Source organism: Gilliamella sp. BG1, from assembly GCF_046635625.1.
GTDB lineage: Bacteria > Pseudomonadota > Gammaproteobacteria > Enterobacterales > Orbaceae > Gilliamella > Gilliamella bombi.
Genome location: NZ_JBIDFG010000003.1, coordinates 131,073 through 150,555, shown reverse-complemented (window position 1 = coordinate 150,555; position 19,483 = coordinate 131,073). Strand labels below are relative to the sequence as shown.

General features: G+C 33.7%; 17 protein-coding genes. 10 read left to right on the top strand and 7 right to left on the bottom strand.

Annotated elements, in window-relative coordinates:
- The first annotated feature begins 30 nt into the window (after positions 1-30).
- Both ACGH80_RS02315 and ACGH80_RS02310 read left to right on the top strand, forming a co-directional pair.
- Positions 31-1,707 carry an autotransporter assembly complex protein TamA gene (locus ACGH80_RS02315; RefSeq protein ID WP_065589165.1) on the top strand — a complete coding sequence of 559 codons (1,677 nt, stop codon included), beginning with the start codon at positions 31-33 and terminating at the stop codon, positions 1,705-1,707.
- 1 nt (position 1,708) lies between these two features.
- On the top strand, positions 1,709-5,524 hold the full coding sequence (locus tag ACGH80_RS02310) for a translocation/assembly module TamB domain-containing protein (protein ID WP_411630473.1): 3,816 nt from the start codon (positions 1,709-1,711) through the stop codon (positions 5,522-5,524).
- A 211-nt stretch (positions 5,525-5,735) separates the two neighbouring features.
- Here ACGH80_RS02310 and ACGH80_RS02305 read toward each other — a convergent pair whose 3' ends face one another.
- Positions 5,736-6,665 (bottom strand): hypothetical protein, encoded by a 930-nt coding sequence (locus tag ACGH80_RS02305; protein WP_411630472.1) that lies wholly within the window; start codon positions 6,663-6,665, stop codon positions 5,736-5,738.
- Positions 6,666-6,837: 172 nt separating this feature from the next.
- Positions 6,838-7,545: a tRNA (5-methylaminomethyl-2-thiouridine)(34)-methyltransferase MnmD gene (gene mnmD, locus ACGH80_RS02300; RefSeq protein WP_411630471.1), complete on the bottom strand. Its 708-nt coding sequence runs from the start codon at positions 7,543-7,545 to the stop codon at positions 6,838-6,840.
- Positions 7,546-7,631: 86 nt separating this feature from the next.
- On the opposite strand from mnmD, the gene ACGH80_RS02295 reads away from it, so the two are divergent.
- From ACGH80_RS02295 to ACGH80_RS02270, 6 genes are all read left to right on the top strand, one after another.
- A complete protein-coding gene (locus tag ACGH80_RS02295) occupies positions 7,632-8,363 on the top strand; it encodes a 1-acylglycerol-3-phosphate O-acyltransferase (RefSeq protein ID WP_034914875.1) in 732 nt (243 codons plus the stop codon).
- A gap of 3 nt (positions 8,364-8,366) precedes the next feature.
- A complete protein-coding gene (locus ACGH80_RS02290; RefSeq protein ID WP_411630470.1) occupies positions 8,367-9,146 on the top strand; it encodes a methyltransferase domain-containing protein in 780 nt (259 codons plus the stop codon).
- A gap of 100 nt (positions 9,147-9,246) precedes the next feature.
- Positions 9,247-10,173 (top strand): ADP-glyceromanno-heptose 6-epimerase, encoded by a 927-nt coding sequence (rfaD, locus tag ACGH80_RS02285; protein WP_085164186.1) that lies wholly within the window; start codon positions 9,247-9,249, stop codon positions 10,171-10,173.
- A 15-nt stretch (positions 10,174-10,188) separates the two neighbouring features.
- A complete protein-coding gene (gene rfaF, locus ACGH80_RS02280) occupies positions 10,189-11,238 on the top strand; it encodes an ADP-heptose--LPS heptosyltransferase RfaF (protein WP_065589172.1) in 1,050 nt (349 codons plus the stop codon).
- Positions 11,238-12,200: a lipopolysaccharide heptosyltransferase RfaC gene (gene rfaC, locus ACGH80_RS02275; RefSeq protein WP_065589173.1), complete on the top strand. Its 963-nt coding sequence runs from the start codon at positions 11,238-11,240 to the stop codon at positions 12,198-12,200. The genes rfaF and rfaC overlap by 1 nt, the downstream gene beginning before the upstream one ends.
- A 24-nt stretch (positions 12,201-12,224) precedes the next feature.
- Positions 12,225-12,425, top strand: a complete 201-nt coding sequence (locus tag ACGH80_RS02270) for a YaeP family protein (RefSeq protein ID WP_065560145.1) — start codon at positions 12,225-12,227, stop codon at positions 12,423-12,425.
- Here ACGH80_RS02270 and ACGH80_RS02265 read toward each other — a convergent pair.
- From ACGH80_RS02265 to trmA, 3 genes are all read right to left on the bottom strand, one after another.
- Positions 12,418-13,815, bottom strand: coding sequence for a heavy metal sensor histidine kinase (locus ACGH80_RS02265; RefSeq protein ID WP_174798036.1), 1,398 nt, complete (start codon positions 13,813-13,815; stop codon positions 12,418-12,420). The genes ACGH80_RS02270 and ACGH80_RS02265 overlap by 8 nt on opposite strands.
- A complete protein-coding gene (locus ACGH80_RS02260; protein ID WP_034914857.1) occupies positions 13,802-14,488 on the bottom strand; it encodes a heavy metal response regulator transcription factor in 687 nt (228 codons plus the stop codon). The genes ACGH80_RS02265 and ACGH80_RS02260 overlap by 14 nt, the downstream gene beginning before the upstream one ends.
- A 362-nt stretch (positions 14,489-14,850) precedes the next feature.
- Positions 14,851-15,948 carry a tRNA (uridine(54)-C5)-methyltransferase TrmA gene (trmA, locus tag ACGH80_RS02255; RefSeq protein WP_065589175.1) on the bottom strand — a complete coding sequence of 366 codons (1,098 nt, stop codon included), beginning with the start codon at positions 15,946-15,948 and terminating at the stop codon, positions 14,851-14,853.
- Positions 15,949-16,310: 362 nt separating this feature from the next.
- On the opposite strand from trmA, the gene srmB reads away from it, so the two are divergent.
- Positions 16,311-17,609, top strand: coding sequence for an ATP-dependent RNA helicase SrmB (gene srmB, locus ACGH80_RS02250; protein ID WP_411578130.1), 1,299 nt, complete (start codon positions 16,311-16,313; stop codon positions 17,607-17,609).
- Positions 17,610-17,740: 131 nt separating this feature from the next.
- A complete protein-coding gene (locus tag ACGH80_RS02245) occupies positions 17,741-18,343 on the top strand; it encodes a peroxiredoxin C (protein ID WP_065589177.1) in 603 nt (200 codons plus the stop codon).
- Positions 18,344-18,436: 93 nt separating this feature from the next.
- Here ACGH80_RS02245 and ACGH80_RS02240 read toward each other — a convergent pair whose 3' ends face one another.
- Positions 18,437-18,751 (bottom strand): DMT family transporter, encoded by a 315-nt coding sequence (locus ACGH80_RS02240; RefSeq protein ID WP_085164172.1) that lies wholly within the window; start codon positions 18,749-18,751, stop codon positions 18,437-18,439.
- A 23-nt stretch (positions 18,752-18,774) separates the two neighbouring features.
- The gene (locus ACGH80_RS02235) at positions 18,775-19,098 is read right to left on the bottom strand and encodes a DMT family transporter (RefSeq protein WP_202983885.1); all 324 of its coding nucleotides are present in this window, start codon (positions 19,096-19,098) and stop codon (positions 18,775-18,777) included.
- Between the last annotated feature and the right edge of the window lie 385 nt (positions 19,099-19,483).

Below are 19,483 nucleotides of genomic sequence, written 5' to 3'. Positions count from 1 at the left end.
TTCTCCTGTTCATTAGGTTTACTTTTAGTTATGACAGCTACGACAAGTTATGCTGACATGAAGTTATCCATTAAGGGATTAAAAGGCGATCTTGCAGATAATGTTGAGGCACGAACTTCATTAATTACACCTGACAAAGTTAGTGATACTCCAAATTTTAAGCGTTATTTTGAAAGCGAAACAAAAAAAGCATTACGTGCATTGGGTTACTACTCTCCTAGCTTTGAATATAACGCACAAAACCCAAAAGTTCTTGTTGTTAACGTTTCACCTGGCGAACCCGTATTAGTTGAGCAGCTTAATATTAATATTACTGGTGAGGGGAAACAAGATCCTGATTTTCAATATTTACTTAAAAACAACTTACCAAAAATTGGCGATGTGTTAAATCATGGTATTTATGAATCATTTAAGAAAAGCCTGCAAAATTTATCACTAAAAAAAGGTTACTTTGATGCCAATATGCCTAAACATCAATTAGCTGTATCTATGTCTGATCATCAAGCCTTTTGGAATATTGATTATACAACAGGTAGGCGATATCGATTTGGTAAAGTTACTTTTCATAATGCCAAAATTCGTGATGACTATTTAGCTAATATTGTGCCATTTAAAGACGGTGAGGAATATACAGCTGAACAATTATCATTATTAAATAGACGCCTTACTTCTACAAACTGGTTTAATTCAGTGGTTGTTGTCCCAGATTTTCCTCATCTAACCGAAGATAGAGTTCTTCCCATTGATGTAGAAACCTCACCCCGAAAAAAAAATAATATGGACTTAGGGTTGGGCTTTTCAACAGATAACGGCGTGCATGGTAAGATTGGTTGGAATAAACCTTGGATCAATAGTCGAGGGCAAAGTTTTCAAAGTAACTTATCACTATCTTCGCCAGAACAATTGGTGACCATGAGTTACAAAATCCCTTTAAAAAAATCACCTTTAGAGCAATATTACACTATCCAAGGTGGTTATAAAAAGATAGATAATAATGATACCTACTCACGTTCTTATACGTTCGGGGCTTTACGTAATTGGGATAATTTTTATGGATGGCAAACTGCATTAGGGTTAAATGTGTTAAATGATGACTTTACCCAAGGTGATTCAAGTTTTAAAACATTCTTGTATTACCCATCGCTTAGCATATCAAGAATCCGTTCTGATGGTAATTTATTAGCAATGTGGGGCGATTCACAACGTTATTCTGTTGAATCAGCTGGAGAAGTATTAGGTTCAGATATTAATCTAGTGCGATTTCAAGCACAACAAACTTGGATTCGCTCCTTAAAAAAATCGCATCGATTTATAGCTCGTGGCAATTTTGGCATTATACAAGCGAGCAATTTTGACCGTGTTCCACCATCATTTAGATTTTTTGCTGGTGGTGAACGCAGTATTCGAGGTTACAGTTATCAGTCTATTTCGCCTAAGGATAAAAAAGGTAAATTAAAAGGAGCTTCTAAACTCATCACTGGTTCACTTGAATATCAATATAATTTATCTGGATCATGGTGGGGAGCTGCATTTGTAGATACAGGTGAAGCTATAGATAAAGTTGATAAAACTAAATTTTATACAGGAACTGGTTTTGGCATTCGTTGGGCTTCTCCGGTTGGGCCAATAAAGGTCGATTTAGCAACACCACTTAACAAAGATACAGGTTCAATTCACCTATACATTGGCCTAGGAAGCGAATTATAATATGACTAAATATTCAGCTAGAATTAAAAAAGTAAAAAAATTAAAGCGGATACGTAAATGGAAAAAGCGAAGCATCGCCATTTTATCTGTTATCGCCTTTCTAATTGTTTTTGTTATTTTGTTTATATACACCAGTCTTGGTGTAAAACTAACCACCTATGTTTTAAATAAATTTCTACCTGAGTTAAAAATAACTCAAGTTGAAGGCACCTTTCATGATTTGCATATACAAGGACTTTCGCTTGAATTACCGGGTATTAATGTTCAAGTTAATGATGCTTCATTTTCACTCACAGGACTTTGTTTATTAAAGACTGAAGTCTGCATCAATCAATTCAATGCCAATGGTGTAAATGTTTCAATTAACACTAAAGAAATCGAAAGTTCACCAAGTGAAACTACTATTGATACTACCACCGCAGAGCAACATTTTGTTCTCAAAACTCCATTACCTATAGAGCTTAACAGCACACACCTTACTAATGTAAAAGTCACTGTTGATGATATGCAATTTGGAATGTCTGACTTCACGGGTAAAGCCACATGGGTTAATAATCAGATTCATGTTTATCCTGCTGTTGCTACAGGGTTGAATGCTATTTTTACAGATAATAAAGCAGCAAATGTACCAGTAAAAACGTCCGATACAGATATCGCACTTAATGAAAAAATCGCCCAACTTTTTAATCAACCACTGATTGAATCATTGCCTCAAGTTAATATTCCATTAGATATTAATGTAACTAGTTTAAGAGGGACAAACTGGCTATTACATATGGGGGGGCATGATTACCTATTTGATAACGTTACAATTCAAACCAATATTGTTAATAGCCGTATTATTATAAAACAATTAGATACAGATGCTATAACTCCCTATGCTAGCGGACATGTTTCACTTTCAGGCGAAATCACATTACACGATGACTGGCCTATATTAGCTTTAATAAAAGCAGATACTGAACAAAACCGATTGGAAGCACAGTTTTCTGGTAAATTGCTTGGTGAGTTATTAACCAATATAAACCTTGATGGTTCGAATCAAATGGTGATGAGTGGACACATCAATTTTATTGAAAAATACTTACCTATAATCACTCAAATTGAAGGTAAGCATATTCAATGGCCAATTGAAGGACAAGCACAATATCAATTAAATGATTTTTCCACATCAATAAATGGTAATGTACAGCAGTTTCAAATGTCGGCCAAAGGTATTATTCAAGGGAAAGAATTAATTAATACTTCGTTTGATATTGCTGGCAAAGGAACTAATCAAGAGGCAAGCATTGATCATGGCATCATTAAATTACCTCAAGGTGAAATTAATATAGATGGAAATATAAGTTGGCCACAAGCATTACAATGGGATATCAACATAAAACTAAATAATGTTGATATGTACAAAGAACTACCTAACTATCCGATTCGATTAAATGGTCAATTTAAAACTACAGGCGTACTAGACAAAGATAAATGGGCGTTTGATTTTTCCAATCTACAACTAAAAGGTAATATTAATCATGCTAATTTTTTAGCATTTGGTAACGTATATGTTGATTCTGAAAACTTAGCCACTGCTAATAATTTTGCAATCAATTGGGGTAAAAATCAGATCGATTTAAATGGTTCAGCAGAAAAAGGCAATTTACTGGCGAAATTAAATCTCGAATCATTATCGTTAATAGTTGATGATATGCAAGGTTCAATTGTGGGTAATATAAAACTTAATCGCACACATGATAATGCAATTATAGATACTAGTTTAGCTATTAACTCGCTATCTTTTAACACCATCAAAATAGCCAAAGCTAATCTTATAGGTAAAGTTGAGTATAAAGAACAGATCAGTGGCAACATTAAACTCACAGGACAATCAATAGAACTTTCAAATCAAACCATAAAAAAACTAAATGTTGATCTATCTGGTAGTGAAAGCCAACATATATTAACCGTTAATATTGGTGGTGAACCTGCATCACTAAAAACATCGTTAACAGGAAAACTTGATAAAGAACGCACAAAGTGGAACGGAACCATTTCAGGTGCGCTACTCAATTTAAACAAAAATAACAGTTGGCAATTAGCTAAATCTGTTGACTTATCTTATGATGTTAATAATCAAATCCCAGCAATTAATGCTCATTGCTGGATTAATGGAAAGTCAAGCATTTGCCTTGATAAGCAATTTTTGTTAGCTAAAAATACTGATACAAGTATCACCTTAAAAAACATTAATCTATCTAGGCTACCAATACCAAATGACGGTGAAACCAAACTTACTGGTAATGTAAATGGAAAAATAACTATTCAATTTAATAATGACAATACAATACCATTAATAAAAGCAAATTTAACAAGTTATGATGTTTATATTCAACAAATGGTTACCTCCCAATCGTTACTATTGCCTTTTGATGTTTTCAAAATAGATGCTGAATTTAATGAACAACAAGCTAAATTGGATTGGAAATTTGGTCTGCATAAATTAGGAAAAATAAACGGTAATCTTGTTATTACTGATCCAATTGAACAAAAAAAATTAATTGGTCAATTAAGTATCGATCACTTAGCTTTAGCAATTATTAACCCGTTATTAGATAGCAAAGACTATGCTAAAGGGGCTATTAATGGTAACGTTAAATTTTCTGGCTCATTAAATGAGCCATTGCTAACAGGAAATATTAACTTACAAAATAGCGAAATCAAATCTAGCCAATTACCAATTGATATTAAATCAGCTAAATTTGACCTCAATTTCAATGGTAAATCATCCACATTAAAAGGTGTTTTAACAACTCAAGCTGGCAATGTTAATATTAATGGTAATGCCAGCTGGAATACTATAGATAAATGGCAAGCCTCGTTAGCTGTTAATGGCGCTGCCATGGAAGTTACTGTGCCACCAATGATTGTTATGTCAATTGTTCCAGATATTAAAATCAATGTAACACAAGATGAATTAACGTTATTAGGTAAAGTTAGCATTCCAAAAGGAAAAATAACAGTTGAATCACTACCAGCATCAAGTGTTGATGTCTCACCAGATGAAGTAATGCTCGATATAAATCGGAAACCTATTAGGCCTCAGGAATTTGGCATTAAGATCAATAGTCATCTTGAAATTGATATTGGTGATAACGTTATTGTCGATGCTTTTGGACTAAAGGCTTCGCTTAAAGGTAGTTTAATTGCGGCACAAACCAATAAAGGACTTGATTTGCATGGTGAAGTTTTGATTCCAACAGGTCGATTCCATGCTTATGGGCAAGATTTAATTATTCATAAAGGCATCATTACTTTTTCAGGATCGGCTGATCAAGCTACACTCGATATAGAAGCAATTCGTAATCCAGAAGCAATGGAAAATAGTAATATTATGGCTGGAATCCGTGTTACAGGATCTTCTGAATCGCCAAAAATTGAAGTATTTTCAGATCCCGCCATGTCACAGCAAGAAGCACTCTCCTACTTAATCCGAGGACAAGGACTCGATAGTACAGAACAAAGCGATAGCGATATGATGACAGCTTTGCTGGTTGGTATTGGCACAGCGAAAACAGGTAAATATATTGGCGATATTGGTAATGTATTTGGTATTAAAAATCTAACACTTGATACGCAAGGTGCCGGTAATAACTCTAAAGTTGTGGTTAGTGGCTACATATTACCTAATTTACAACTTAAATATGGTGTAGGTATATTTGATTCATTGGCCACTTTTACTTTACGTTATCGCCTAATGCCTAGTCTCTATTTAGATGCAACATCAAGTTTAGCTCAAACATTGGATCTGATTTATCAATTCGATTTTTAACATTACCCCAAAGGACTCTATGCCCATTATCTTATGCAGAATCTCAATAGGGTAAAAGGCTAACACCATCCTAGCCTAAAACGTGCTAACTGACGCTTTAACTAAGCTGCATATAAGGTTAGCCATTTCAACGGTAAAAAAGTGCTATCAACATTCGTTTTTGTTTGATATTACATAATTTGTTCCTGTCTGACATGGAGCTACTATTAGGTTATTCTTCAATTTTTTTATCAAACCAAGAATATCCCATTCCCCTTTTCGTGTAAGCATCCTTTACCTGACTACAAGGGTATCCTTCTTTTATTGCTTTTTGTAATTTACTTTCTTTGTTCCAGTCTAATTTTTGAGATTTAACTGCTTCTAATTTATCTATGCATGAGTTATATGTAGTAATAAATTCCGCATTATTTTCTGTATAGAATTTAATGTACTTATCATTTTCTCTTTTCCATGCTTTTTCCCAACTAATACTACAAACTGGTAAAAAAACTAGATCATCTGCACAGTATAGTGATTTTTTTGATTCAATGGTTTGAATATCAGCATTAGCTAATTCTTCAGTCGCCTTTTCCTCTAACGCTTTTTCGGCAACACTACAATTAGAACCAGTTCTTTTGTCTAATTTACATAAAGACTGCATTTTTGCTTTAATTTCATTAAAAGATAGTTGTTTTAACTCTTTTTTACCTTCATCTACTTTTTCTTTATAAATCGTTTCCCAAGCTTCACATTTCGGGCTTTTATTAAATGAAAAACTACTTTTACATTCATCTACCTTTAAATATTCATTAACTGATTCGCCCCACGACATACCAGAAATTTGTTTTTTAATAGCACTCATTTCAGAATCTACTGCTTGTTTTCTTTCGTCTTCTTTCCGTTTGTTTTCTAATTCATATTTTATCTTTTTGTCTTTTTTAATTGCAGACATTGCAGCACGACATTCAGGATCTTTTTCTACCTTTTCGATACCGCCTTTATCACTTGCCATAAATGCCTTTTTTAGATCCTGATTACATTGCTCTACTTTTTTATTTGCTGAGTCTATATTGTTTAAATAATATTCTTCGTTTTTTTCTTCACAACCAGTTAAAACCATAGCGGTGGTTAATATAAGTAAAACGTTTTTTAAGGCTTTCATCTATTCTCCTATTTAACTTACTTTTATTTTCATAAATATAGTATAAATAATAAATTATTATTGTTTAATATTTTATATGAATTACCTTATCATTTCTAGAAAATTACTTAATAGTGGAAATTACTCATGTTGTTTATCTAATTTGCAAAAAGACTGTAACAAATATACATACTCACTTATAGCCAACTAACATTTCACGTTTTGAACCAAAGCCTTTTCGTTTTTGAACGATAAATCCTGCAATAATTAAATGACGACGAACAAATCCTGCTGCAGTAAAAGTAGCAAAACTACCACCAGATACTGTCAGGCTAAAACAATTTTTAAATAAACGTTCTGACCACATATCTGGATTCTTAGCTGGTGAAAACCCATCAAAAAACCAAGCATCAATCAAAACATTTTGCTTTGTTAAAAAATCTGAAAAATTGCTAATATCATCATTACATATCTTTAAACTAACATCGTCAAACTGGAAAGTAGAATCAATTAAAAAAGCCTGAAGTCGTTTTGATAATGAAAGTAATGTTTTATTTTTAAAAAGCACACTATTATGAATCTTTATTAATTCATTTAACGATAACGGGTACTTTTCAACACTAAAAAATGCAAGATGTTTAAGTCTATGATTCGGGTATTGACTTCTAAAATGTAAAAATGTTTCCCATAAAATCAAAAAATTTAGCCCTGAACCAAAGCCTGTTTCGCCAACTATAAATGTATCTTGCTTGTGATTCAAAAAACGCTGACGTAAATCATTACCTTCAACAAATACATATCTGGTTTCCTCAATTGCGCCTTCAGTATTAAAATAAACATCATCGAAATAGGTAGAGACAGGAGTTTGATTTTCGTCCCAAGTTATAGTTGGTTTATACATAATCACCCTTTAGAAGAAGCCGTTAACGAACTGTATATTAGCTTAGATTAAGTATATAATACGTAAATTAACTTATGAGGTAAATTATGCTATTTCTTTTTCGCTTAATTAGTGGTGTTATAATTGGTATTATCGTTTGTGTTTTAGGCGTCATTTTTTGCCTATTTAACCCAAGAAATCCCAAAAATGTAGCAAGATTTGCTCATTTATTTAGCTTTCTATTCAAACCTATATTGGGAGTAAAAGTTGATACTCGTACGCCTCCTAATATCAATATAATAGGTAGCTGTATCTATATTGCGAATCATCAAGATAACTATGATATAGTTGTAGCTGGTGATGTTGTGCAACCTAAAACGGTAACAGTAGGTAAAAAAAGTCTGGCTTGGATTCCTTTTTTTGGGCAACTTTATTATCTTACAGGTAACATTCTTATTGACCGTAATAATAAATCAAAAGCTCACGACACAATCGGACAAGTTGTTAATGAAATTAAAAAGCGTGGCATATCTATTTGGATGTTTCCTGAAGGTACTCGTAGCCGTGGACGGGGATTATTACCGTTTAAAACAGGTGCATTTAAAGCTGCCATTGCTGCTGGAGTACCAATTGTGCCAATCTGTGTATCGCAAACCAATAATATTAAATTAAACCGCCTAAATAATGGACATATCATTGTTGAAATGTTAGAACCTATCGAAACCAAAAATCTAGGCAAAGAGGATGCTAGAGCCTTAATGGAACAGTGCTATAGCCAAATGGCAACTAAAATAGAGCAAATAAATGCTGAAGCAGAACAACTAAACAATCAAAAATAAGTCATGAATAAACAAGATCGTAATTTTGATGATATCAGCAATAAATTTGCACAAAATATTTATGGCACAACCAAAGGTCAAATTCGCGAAGCGGTAGTATGGCAAGAACTAGAAAAAGTTTTAGCTACCTATCCACACAATAAATCATTAAATATTCTAGATGCAGGTGGAGGGCAAGGTCAGATCGCCTGTCGGCTAGCCAAACTTGGGCATCAAGTAACGCTTTGCGATATCTCTGAACAAATGCTAGAACTGGCAAAACAAAAAGCTCAATCCGAAAAGATAAATATAGATTGTCTTTGTTGCTCTATTCAGCAGCTTGATAACTTAATAAACAAACAGTTTGATTTAGTCATTTGTCATGCTGTATTAGAGTGGGTTGCTGAACCAATTGAATTAATAAAATCATTAAAACAACACCTTAAATCTGATGGTTTTTTATCGTTAATGTTTTATAACTATCATGCGCTTTTGTTTAAAACGGTCACATTAGGCAATTTTGGTTACACAAAATCAGGGTTAGCTAAGCGTAAGAAAAAGACACTTTCTCCCGATTATCCAAGAGTTCCAACAGACGTATATCACTGGCTTACACAACTTGATTTTGATATTTTGCAAAAAACAGGGATTCGTATTTTTCATGACTATCTAATCAATAAATCCAAAGCAGAAACTCATTTTGAACAACTATTAGAACTGGAACAAAAATACTGCCAAACTGAACCTTATCTTAATTTAGCAAGATATATTTTAGTTACTGCAAAAAATAAAGTGAATTCATAAAAAACTCGTCTTGCCCATGCTTTTTTAAATGAGCACTCGAAAAATTTATCATAAATCGCTATTATAAGCAGATTAGTTTTATTGATTAAGGAAAATGATCATGATTGTTGTAACAGGCGGCGCAGGGTTTATTGGTAGTAATATTGTTAAAGGTTTGAATGACCTGGGGCACAAAGATATTTTGGTGGTTGATGATCTAACTGACGGCACCAAGTTTTCTAATCTAGCTGATCTAGATATTGCCGATTATATGGACAAAGATGAGTTTATCGCAGCTATTATTAGTCATGACGATCTTAATATTGATGTTGTTTTTCATCAAGGTGCCTGTTCGTCAACCACAGAATGGGATGGCAAGTTTATGATGGAAAATAACTATGACTATTCTAAAGACTTGTTGCATTACTGTCTCGATTTCAATATTCCATTTTTATATGCTTCATCAGCCGCTACTTATGGTGGGCGCAGTGATAACTTTATTGAAGATCGCACTTACGAAAAGCCATTAAACGTATATGGATATTCTAAATTCTTATTTGACCAATATGTGAGACAATTACTACCCCAAGCTAATTCGCCAATTTGTGGATTCCGTTATTTTAATGTATATGGACCACGTGAATCACATAAAGGTAGCATGGCAAGTGTCGCATTTCACTTAAATGAACAAATTAATAAAGGTGAAAAACCAAAACTCTTTGCAGGTAGTGAAAACTTTAAACGTGACTTTATTTATGTTGGTGATGTCGTTGCGGTCAATTTATGGTTCTGGAAAAATAAAATATCAGGAATTTATAACTGTGGAACGGGTCGAGCAGAGTCGTTCCAAGCTGTCGCTGATGCGGTTCTTACTTACCATAAAAAAGATGAAATTGATTATATCCCCTTTCCTGAACATCTAAAAGGACGATATCAAAGCTATACCCAAGCAGATCTGACTAAATTTAGAAAAACTAAATGCCCAATTGAATTTAAGAATGTTGCAGAAGGAACTGCTGAATATATGAAATGGCTCAATGAACAATAAGATGGAATTGATTAAATGAAAACACTCATTATTGGTCCTTCATGGGTTGGCGATATGATGATGTCGCAAAGCCTGTATCGTACATTAAAACAACTTGATTCTAATAACGAAATTGATGTTTTAGCACCGGCTTGGTGTCGAGCGTTATTAAATAAAATGCCAGAAGTGAATCAAGCAATTGCAATGCCATTAGGCCATGGTGAGTTTGCGTTAAAAAAACGTCATAAAATAGGTAAATCACTGCGTGATAACCATTATGATCATGCTATTGTATTACCTAATTCATTCAAATCAGCACTGATTCCATTTTTTGCCAAAATTCCTAAACGTACAGGTTGGAAAGGCGAGATGCGTTATGGTTTATTAAACGATCTTCGTAAACTTGATAAGCAAGCATTTCCGTTGATGATTGAACGCTATATTGCTCTTGCTTATCCTAATAGACAGATTCATTCGGCTTCCGATTTACCACAACCACTACTATGGCCAAAACTCAATGTCGAACAAAATGAAATAACCCAAGCTCTTTCAACTTTTACTATAACACAAGATGAACCATTAATTGGCTTTTGTCCTGGTGCTGAATTTGGTCCTGCAAAACGTTGGCCCGATTATCATTACGCGGCACTTGCTGATATGCTAGTTAAACAGCACGCTAAAGTTATTATTTTTGGGTCCAAAAATGATCGCAAAGTAGGAGAACAAATTATTGCTAAAATGATACATCGCGATAAATGTATCAATCTAGCAGGTCAAACACAATTAGAACAAGCTGTTAGCCTAATTGCTGCTTGTAAAGCCATTGTAACTAATGACTCTGGACTAATGCATATTGCAGCAGCTTTAGACAGACCACTGGTTGCTCTTTATGGGCCAAGTAGTCCAGATTTTACCCCTCCACTATCAGATAAAGCCGAAGTTATCCGTTTAATTACCGGTTATCACCGCGTCCGTAAAGGCGATGCAGAACAAGGTTACCATCAAAGTCTGATCGATATTAAACCCGATATTGTTTTCGAAACTTTGATGAAACTCATCATGCGCTGTAAAAAGAGTAAAGAATAATGAGAGTATTAGTGGTTAAAACATCATCCATGGGGGATGTACTTCATTCTTTACCGGCATTAACTGATGCGGCTAACAATTTACCAAATATATCCTTTGATTGGGTAGTAGAAGAAAATTTTGCCCAAATACCTAGTTGGCACTTTGCTGTAAACCAAGTGATACCGGTTGCAATAAGACGCTGGCGAAAAAATTGGTTCACTAAAGCAATTCGTCAAGAGCGCCATGATTTTATTAATACCTTAAGACGACAACGTTATGATGTGATTATTGATGCACAAGGACTCATTAAAAGTGCGTTTATTATTACTCGTAAAGCACGGGGCATTAAACACGGTTTGGATCGCAAAAGTATCAAAGAACCAATTGCTAGTTGGTTTTATGATGTAAAACACAATGTACCTAAACAAATGCATGCTATTGAGCGCATTAGATTGCTGTTTGCAAAAAGCCTACAATATACATTACCTGATTCAATGGGTGATTATGCTATTGCGCGTCACTTTTTATCTTCATTACCTAACGATAATCAGCAATATCTAATTTTTTTACACGCAACAACACGAGATGAAAAGCACTGGAGCGAAGATGCCTGGCGGAAATTAATTAAATTAGTTGAGCCTACTGGGTTAAAAATAAAATTACCTTGGGGAGCACCACATGAGCAAGCACGAGCAATTCGTCTAGCACAAGGATTCCAACACGTAGAGGTACTTCCCAAGCTTTCACTTTCCGATATAGCAACCGTTATTGCGGGAGCAAAAGCCGTTGTTTCGGTAGATACAGGTTTAAGTCATCTAACTGCTGCATTGGATCGTCCAAATATTACTTTATTTGGCAAAACCGATCCAAAATTGATTGGTGGCTATGGAAAAAATCAATTTAGTATTATCTCAGATGAAAAATGCATGCAAACCATTCAAGCTGAACAAGTTTATAAACAATTAGTTAGCTTTTTATAAGTGGAATAAAAAGAAATGAATTTAATGAATAAATATAGCGATCTTATTTATGAAAAATACGCACAAATTGGCAGTAATGATCTCGGTTATATTGATGATGCCTTAGGCGCTGTTATGCAAGTGTTAGACGAAGTTGTTCGTAACGAAAATGTCCCACAAGAACTAAAAGATAAAGCCGCTTATGCAGCGGCTAATTTACTGATCAGCGACTTTGATGTTAAATAGTGGTTGGTAAATTAATAATAAAACGGGTTGATTGCTCATCAGACTCAGCGTAAATTGAACCTTTATGTGTTTCAATAATGGATTTGACGATAGCAAGCCCTATTCCTGTACCTGAATTATCATTACGATGACGTGATTCGTCAACTCTATAAAACCGATCAAAAAGGTGTGGCAAATGTTTACTATCAACTTTCTTGCCTGGATTCGAAATGATGATTCGAACTCGCTTTTCACTTACTTGACTTAAAATTATAGTGATAGTCTGATTTTCAGGTGTATAACGAATTGCATTGGATAAAATATTACTGATTGCCCTTCTTAACATCATCTTATCACCTTGAATATGGGAACAATTTCCTTCAAGATTAAAGGCAATATTCTTCTCGTCGGTAAGTGGTTCAAAATATTCACACATCATTGTGATCAAGCTATGTAAATCAATATCGATTAAATTAGGCACCAATTGACGATTATCTGCTTGTGCTAAAAATAACATATCAGAAATCATCTGTGACATTTTTTCGTATTCTTCTAAATTTGAATATAATATCTCGCGATATTCATTAGTTGTTCTGGCATTACTCAGTACTATTTGCGTTTGAGTTGTTAAATTGGTAATAGGTGTTCGCATCTCATGAGCGATATCTGCTGTAAAATTACGTTGCCGCTGAAACACATCCTCTATCCGATTAAGCATCTCATTGAATGCTTTCACTAAACTAACATATTTAATTGGTACTAAAGAAGCAGGAATACGGTAATTTAGACTTTTAAAATTAACTTTTTCGATCTTTTTAATCAACCGATTAATTGGTTTTTGGGTAAAATAGACACTGACAAAAGAACCAATTAAGGCCAAAATACAAGCAATAGCAATAAGCAAGCCTAAACCATCGTGTAATCGCCGAATGAATTCGAGATGTAAATCACGACCAACAGCAACTATAGTGGTATATTGTCTACCATTTTCAATCGAAACTCGTGAAGCGGCAATTCGATATGATGCTTTATCTTGATTCCAAATAGCGGTACTGTGATTTGCAATAATGGTATCAAAATCAATATGATTTTTAGCAACGGTTAGATTAGGACCACGTGTTCGATAAACAATTTTACCTTTCTCATCAATAACATAAACAAATAGGCGATGATGTCCTGTCAAAATTAATAATAAATTTTGAATAAATTCGTCACGATTCTCATCTGGAGAATAATAAACTAATTCACGTTCTATAGAATCAATAACCGAATTAAGTTCGGACACATTTTGTTGGATTGAAATTTTTTCAAAAGAACGTTCAATAAAAAAACTAAAACAATAAAGTAAACCGCAGGTTAATAAACAAACAATAAGAGGCAAGCGAAATGATATTAACTTATTCTGTTTCATCCAAGACATCTAACTTATACCCCATTCCACGGACTGTATGAATCAATTTTGGCTCGAAATCAGCATCAATTTTATTACGCAATCTCCGAATTGCAACATCAATCACATTAGTATCACTATCAAAATTCATATCCCAAACTTGAGATGCAATTAATGATCGTGGTAATACTTCCCCCGGATAACGTAAAAAATATTCTAATAACAAAAATTCTTTATTGGTTAAATCAATGCGTTTATCTCCACGTGTTACCATACGTTTAGGAAGATCCATGACCAGATCTGCAATACTCAATTGGGAATTATTGACTTGAGGGACATTACGTCGGAGCATAGATTTCACACGAGCTAATAACTCAGCAAACGAAAAAGGTTTTACTAGATAATCATCAGCACCTAAGTTTAGGCCTTTAACTTTATCATCCACACTTCCCATAGCGGTAAGTAACATGATAGGTGTCTCTTTACCTGCTTCACGCAGTGACTGAACAATTTTCCAACCAACTATATCGGGCAACATCACATCTAAAATAATTAGATCATAATCTTCTGTCATGGCTCTATGATAACCATCAAGACCATTATTTGTTAAATCAACAACAAACCCAGATTCAACTAAACCTTGACGAAGATACTCACCTGTTTTTTGCTCATCTTCAACTACTAACAATTTCATACTTGAATATTTCCTTTGTTATTTGTCTGGTTGTCGTAATTGCATAACACAGCTATAGAATAAATGATAAACACCAAACCAATCATGATGGTTTAATGACTATTTTGTAATCATAATGTCATTAATTAGTTGGTTTATCTTTGTTATAGTAGCTACACAATGATTCATGAGGCTAGACATTATTGTTTCATTGTTTTATTTCCTTTCATCCATTCCTTGCAATTTAATGCAGCCCTAGTTTATCTAGGGTTTTTTTTTTGTTATAGATCGATGCAAGTTTACATACACCCGAAACAACAATTAGTTAGGTACGAATTGAGTATATTTTAACAAAAATACTCTACATTGAATATTACTTCCTTTTACTTTTTATACAACACAATACCCGTCTCGACATGATCTGTATAAGGAAATTGATCAAACATAGCAAAATGTTGAATTGAATGTGTTTTAGTCAATAACTGTAAATTGTCACGCAATGTATTAGGATTACACGAAATATAAATAATTTTTTTATAGGTTTTTAATATATTAATGGTATTTAAATCCACTCCCCCACGTGGTGGATCAACAAGTACCGTATCACATTGATATTCATCCAAATTGATTCCTTTTAAACGATTAAACTCTCGTTCTTTTTTAATTGCACTAGTAAATTCTTCGGCTGACAACCGTACAATATCAAGATTATCAATTTGATTAACTAAAATATTATGCTGAGCTGAATAAACAGACGCTTTAGCTATTTCAGTAGCCAATACTTTGCGAAAGTTTTGTGCTAGAGCAATTGAAAAGTTACCATTACCACAATAAAATTCGAGTAAATCACCAGTTGAATTTTTGGTAACCGATATGGCCCACTGTAGCATTTTAATATTTACCGCTGCATTTGGTTGAGTAAAACTATTTTCAATTTGTCGATAAATAAACGTTTTATCCATTACTGGCAACACTTCATCAACATAATCCACATCAATGGCTATTTTTTGATTACTTGCTCGCCCTACAATATTAGCAACTACTCCATGTTCAGCTAATTGAGTTTTTAATTTTTTTGCTTCTATAATCCATCCATCACTTAACTTTTTATGATATAAAAGCGTAATTAATAGCTGACCACTTAAAGTCGAAAAATAATCAATTTGAAACAGCATATGGCGAAGTAACAAATTATGTTGTAACAAAGGTAAAATGGTTTGCATTGCTTGATTAATTAGTTTTGTTGCAATAGGAAATTCATCAACCCGTATTCGTTTTTTTGTTTTTTTATCATACATAATATGATAAAGATCTTCACCATCATGCCAGATCCTAAACTCAGCACGCATACGATAATGACTAATAGGTGAACAATATACCGATAATTCGGGCAGTGAAAAATCTGATAATAATGCTTTTAAATTATCTACTTTTTTTTTCAACTGTTGATTATAATTATCATTCGAGAAACATTCAGTCATATTCATTATCTGATAGTTATTAAAGAAGTATTATTTAATATGGAAATTTGAGCCAATCCGTGTTAAGCCACAAAATAATTAAACATTAATTATTTAAACCAATTTAGCCTCGGTAGCATAAATAATCATTATGCATGTTATCGCAAACGGATGCGTATCTTATCACAAACAGCTAACAATGATAAGTTTTGCTTAAATAAAACATCTAATTTTAGACATAAAACTATATTTTACACTGCAATAACTACCTTACAATTAATCGCTCCATAAAAATAAAATAATATTCCATCACATTTTTATTGATTGTAGTTACAACGATTAACGTTATAATGTGCCTTATAATTTTAGATGAAAAGAACACTATGACTACACACACTTTTTCTGGTTTAGAATTAGATGATATTTTAATTCACAATCTCCAAACACAAAATATAAATACTCCAACCGTAATCCAAACACAAACAATCCCTGTTGCTTTAGATGGCAAAGATATTTTAGGTTCTGCACCAACAGGCACAGGTAAAACGCTAGCTTTTTTAATTCCGGCCGTACAACATCTGCTCGATTTTCCACGCCGTAAACCAGGTCCACCACGAATTTTAATTTTAACGCCAACGCGTGAACTAGCCATGCAAATTGCTGAACAAGCCAGATTATTAACCGAATCAACAAATTTAAGCATTGCAACTATTACTGGCGGTGTTGCTTATATGAATCACGCTGAAGTGTTTAGTAAAAACCAAGATATTGTTATTGCTACAACAGGCCGATTATTACAGTATATAAAAGAAGAAAACTTCGACTGCCGAGCAGTTGAAATGCTTATTTTAGACGAAGCTGATCGGATGTTAGATATGGGTTTTTCACAAGATGTCGAAATGATATCTGCCGAAACCCGTTGGCGTAAACAAACTTTATTATTTTCTGCCACACTGGAAGGTGAAGGACTGCATAACTTTGCTAGCCGCATTTTGACTGATCCAATCGAAATCAATGCCGAGCCTTCACGCAAAGAACGTAAAAAAATCCTGCAATTTTATTATCGTGCCGATGATTTAACTCATAAAGTGGCACTTCTTATTCACTTATTAAAACAAGAACAATTAAAAAAAACGATTGTATTTGTTCGTAAACGCGAACGTGTGCATGAATTAGTTAGCTTACTACACCAAGCTGGTATCCATAGCTGCTATTTAGAAGGTGAAATGGTACAAGCAAAACGCAATGAAGCAATAAAAAGGATCAGCAATAATACTGTCAATGTACTTGTAGCAACCGATGTTGCTGCACGAGGTATTGATATTGACAATATTACTCATGTTATTAATTTTGATGCACCCAAAACTGCCGATGTATATTTACACAGAATTGGACGCACCGCTCGAGCAGGGAAAAAAGGCACAGCTATTATGCTAGTCGAAGCGCATGATAACGAACTACTGCAAAAAATTGAGCGCTATATTAAGGAACCAATCAAATTAAGAACGATTGATGGATTACGCCCTAAAACTAAAGCACCAAAACCAGTAACTAAGAAAAAACATTCACAAAAAGCAAAACAAAAAAGTGCGAACAAAAAGCAAGAACAAGTAAAAAAGAAAAAGATAAAACAACGCTATCGAGACACAAAAAATAAAGGCAAACCGAAAATCAATAACTAATACCGAATAATAATCACAACTTAATAGCTTAAACTTATGATACCAATCGTTTATAACAACTTTGACAATAGATTTTAATTGCTATAATGCTACGCTACATGAGTTGCAGTTAATTATAAAGGAGAAATACTATGACACTAGTCACTCGCAAAGCACCAGATTTTACATCAGCAGCAGTTTTAGGTACTGGTGAAATTGTTAATAATTTCAATTTATTACAACATATCAAAGGTAAATATGCCGTTGTGTTCTTTTGGCCAATGGACTTCACATTTGTTTGCCCATCTGAAATCATTGCATTTGATCACCGTCTAGAAGAATTCAAAAAACGTGGTGTTGAAGTAATTGGTGTTTCAATGGACTCTGAATATGTACATAATGCATGGCGCAATACTCCACAAGATAAAGGTGGTATTGGTGAAGTTAAATTCCCAATTGTTGCAGATATCAAACACTCAATTATGCAATCTTATGGTATTGAACATCCTGAAGCTGGAGTTGCACTGCGAGCTTCGTTCTTTATTGACAAATCAGGAATTGTACGCCATGAAACAATTAACGATTTACCAATTGGACGTAACATTGACGAAATGATTCGTATTGTTGATGCTTTCCAATTCCATGAAGAACATGGCGAAGTTTGCCCTGCTCAATGGACAAAAGGTAAAAAAGGCATGCAAGCAAATCCAAATGGCGTTGCTAGTTTCTTAAAACAGCATGCTGACGAAATTTAATTCAGTATAATTTTTTATTCATCCATATCTTATTTTACGCTTTGCGTTACCGGAGTTAATCTCCGGTTTTTTTATATATATAAACGCAATTAATTATAGAGTGGCATGTAATCCTACAACACCAACGATAATAATGGTGAGACCAAATATACGAGGAAAATTCTTAGGCTCATTAAATAACAGCATATTGGCTAACACCGCACCCGAAGTCCCAAGACCAACCCAAACAGGATACACAACACTCAATTCAAGATAATGGAGCGAAAAATAGAAAAGCACAAAAGAGACAAAAAAACCTCCCCAATATAAAACCAATCTAAATAGACCTTTTTGCTCAGCATATAATTTAAGGCCTATAGCACCAATTACTTCAAAAACTGATGCAATTAATATTAACAGCCATCCCATGATTAAATTATCCTTATAAAATATTAACTGTCGGCACGTTTTAGTTGTACAACACCAATAATAATTATCGCCACAAAAAAAAGTTGAATTAGCTTAATCTCTTTATTAAAAAGTAAGATATCAATTAGCGTTGCACCGACAGCACCAACACCTGAAAATATGGCATAAACCGTACCTGTAGGTATTGTCTTGCAAGCATTGGTTAAAAAAGTAAAATCAATAATAATGAGCGATACAATAATAACCCATTGCCAAAGCTCGGTTGCGATGCTAAATCCTAAAATCCAACATATTTCAAAAAAGCAGGTTAGCACCACAAATGCCCACTCTTTATTCATGCTAAACATATAGCTACCTCGTTTATGCTACTTTATTTTATGTCGTAATCAATTTTCTGCTGCAATGTGTTTAAGTATAATGCTTGATTATGCCCTATTGCTAAAAGCAACGACAAAACAAAAGATGGTTCGCAAATAGAATTTGCCGCCAAAAGATATCAATTGTTATATGGTCCTATCCATTAAACCAAAACGCCTAACGTTCACGAAACATCATCACAATTTTTATTATTATTTTTCAAATAAGTAAGTAATTCTATAATGAAGATATATAAATGGCAAGGGCAAAATTACACAATTCAATGTTAGAGAGCTTATACAAGCTAACCAATTCACCTCTATATAATACTTAATTATGCAAGATATAATAAAGATTTGTAATTTATTAGAAAAA

What these genes read in the sequence shown, in the direction of transcription:
- srmB (WP_411578130.1), top strand. Translation starts at nt 16,311, where the DNA reads ATGACTACACACACTTTTTCTGGTTTAGAATTAGATGATATTTTAATT.
- trmA (WP_065589175.1), bottom strand. Translation starts at nt 15,948, where the DNA reads ATGACTGAATGTTTCTCGAATGATAATTATAATCAACAGTTGAAAAAA.
- rfaF (WP_065589172.1), top strand. Translation starts at nt 10,189, where the DNA reads ATGAAAACACTCATTATTGGTCCTTCATGGGTTGGCGATATGATGATG.
- ACGH80_RS02265 (WP_174798036.1), bottom strand. Translation starts at nt 13,815, where the DNA reads ATGAAACAGAATAAGTTAATATCATTTCGCTTGCCTCTTATTGTTTGT.
- rfaC (WP_065589173.1), top strand. Translation starts at nt 11,238, where the DNA reads ATGAGAGTATTAGTGGTTAAAACATCATCCATGGGGGATGTACTTCAT.
- ACGH80_RS02305 (WP_411630472.1), bottom strand. Translation starts at nt 6,665, where the DNA reads ATGAAAGCCTTAAAAAACGTTTTACTTATATTAACCACCGCTATGGTT.
- ACGH80_RS02240 (WP_085164172.1), bottom strand. Translation starts at nt 18,751, where the DNA reads ATGGGATGGCTGTTAATATTAATTGCATCAGTTTTTGAAGTAATTGGT.
- ACGH80_RS02245 (WP_065589177.1), top strand. Translation starts at nt 17,741, where the DNA reads ATGACACTAGTCACTCGCAAAGCACCAGATTTTACATCAGCAGCAGTT.
- ACGH80_RS02295 (WP_034914875.1), top strand. Translation starts at nt 7,632, where the DNA reads ATGCTATTTCTTTTTCGCTTAATTAGTGGTGTTATAATTGGTATTATC.
- mnmD (WP_411630471.1), bottom strand. Translation starts at nt 7,545, where the DNA reads ATGTATAAACCAACTATAACTTGGGACGAAAATCAAACTCCTGTCTCT.
- ACGH80_RS02315 (WP_065589165.1), top strand. Translation starts at nt 31, where the DNA reads ATGACAGCTACGACAAGTTATGCTGACATGAAGTTATCCATTAAGGGA.
- ACGH80_RS02270 (WP_065560145.1), top strand. Translation starts at nt 12,225, where the DNA reads ATGAATAAATATAGCGATCTTATTTATGAAAAATACGCACAAATTGGC.
- ACGH80_RS02290 (WP_411630470.1), top strand. Translation starts at nt 8,367, where the DNA reads ATGAATAAACAAGATCGTAATTTTGATGATATCAGCAATAAATTTGCA.
- ACGH80_RS02235 (WP_202983885.1), bottom strand. Translation starts at nt 19,098, where the DNA reads ATGTTTAGCATGAATAAAGAGTGGGCATTTGTGGTGCTAACCTGCTTT.
- ACGH80_RS02260 (WP_034914857.1), bottom strand. Translation starts at nt 14,488, where the DNA reads ATGAAATTGTTAGTAGTTGAAGATGAGCAAAAAACAGGTGAGTATCTT.
- ACGH80_RS02310 (WP_411630473.1), top strand. Translation starts at nt 1,709, where the DNA reads ATGACTAAATATTCAGCTAGAATTAAAAAAGTAAAAAAATTAAAGCGG.
- rfaD (WP_085164186.1), top strand. Translation starts at nt 9,247, where the DNA reads ATGATTGTTGTAACAGGCGGCGCAGGGTTTATTGGTAGTAATATTGTT.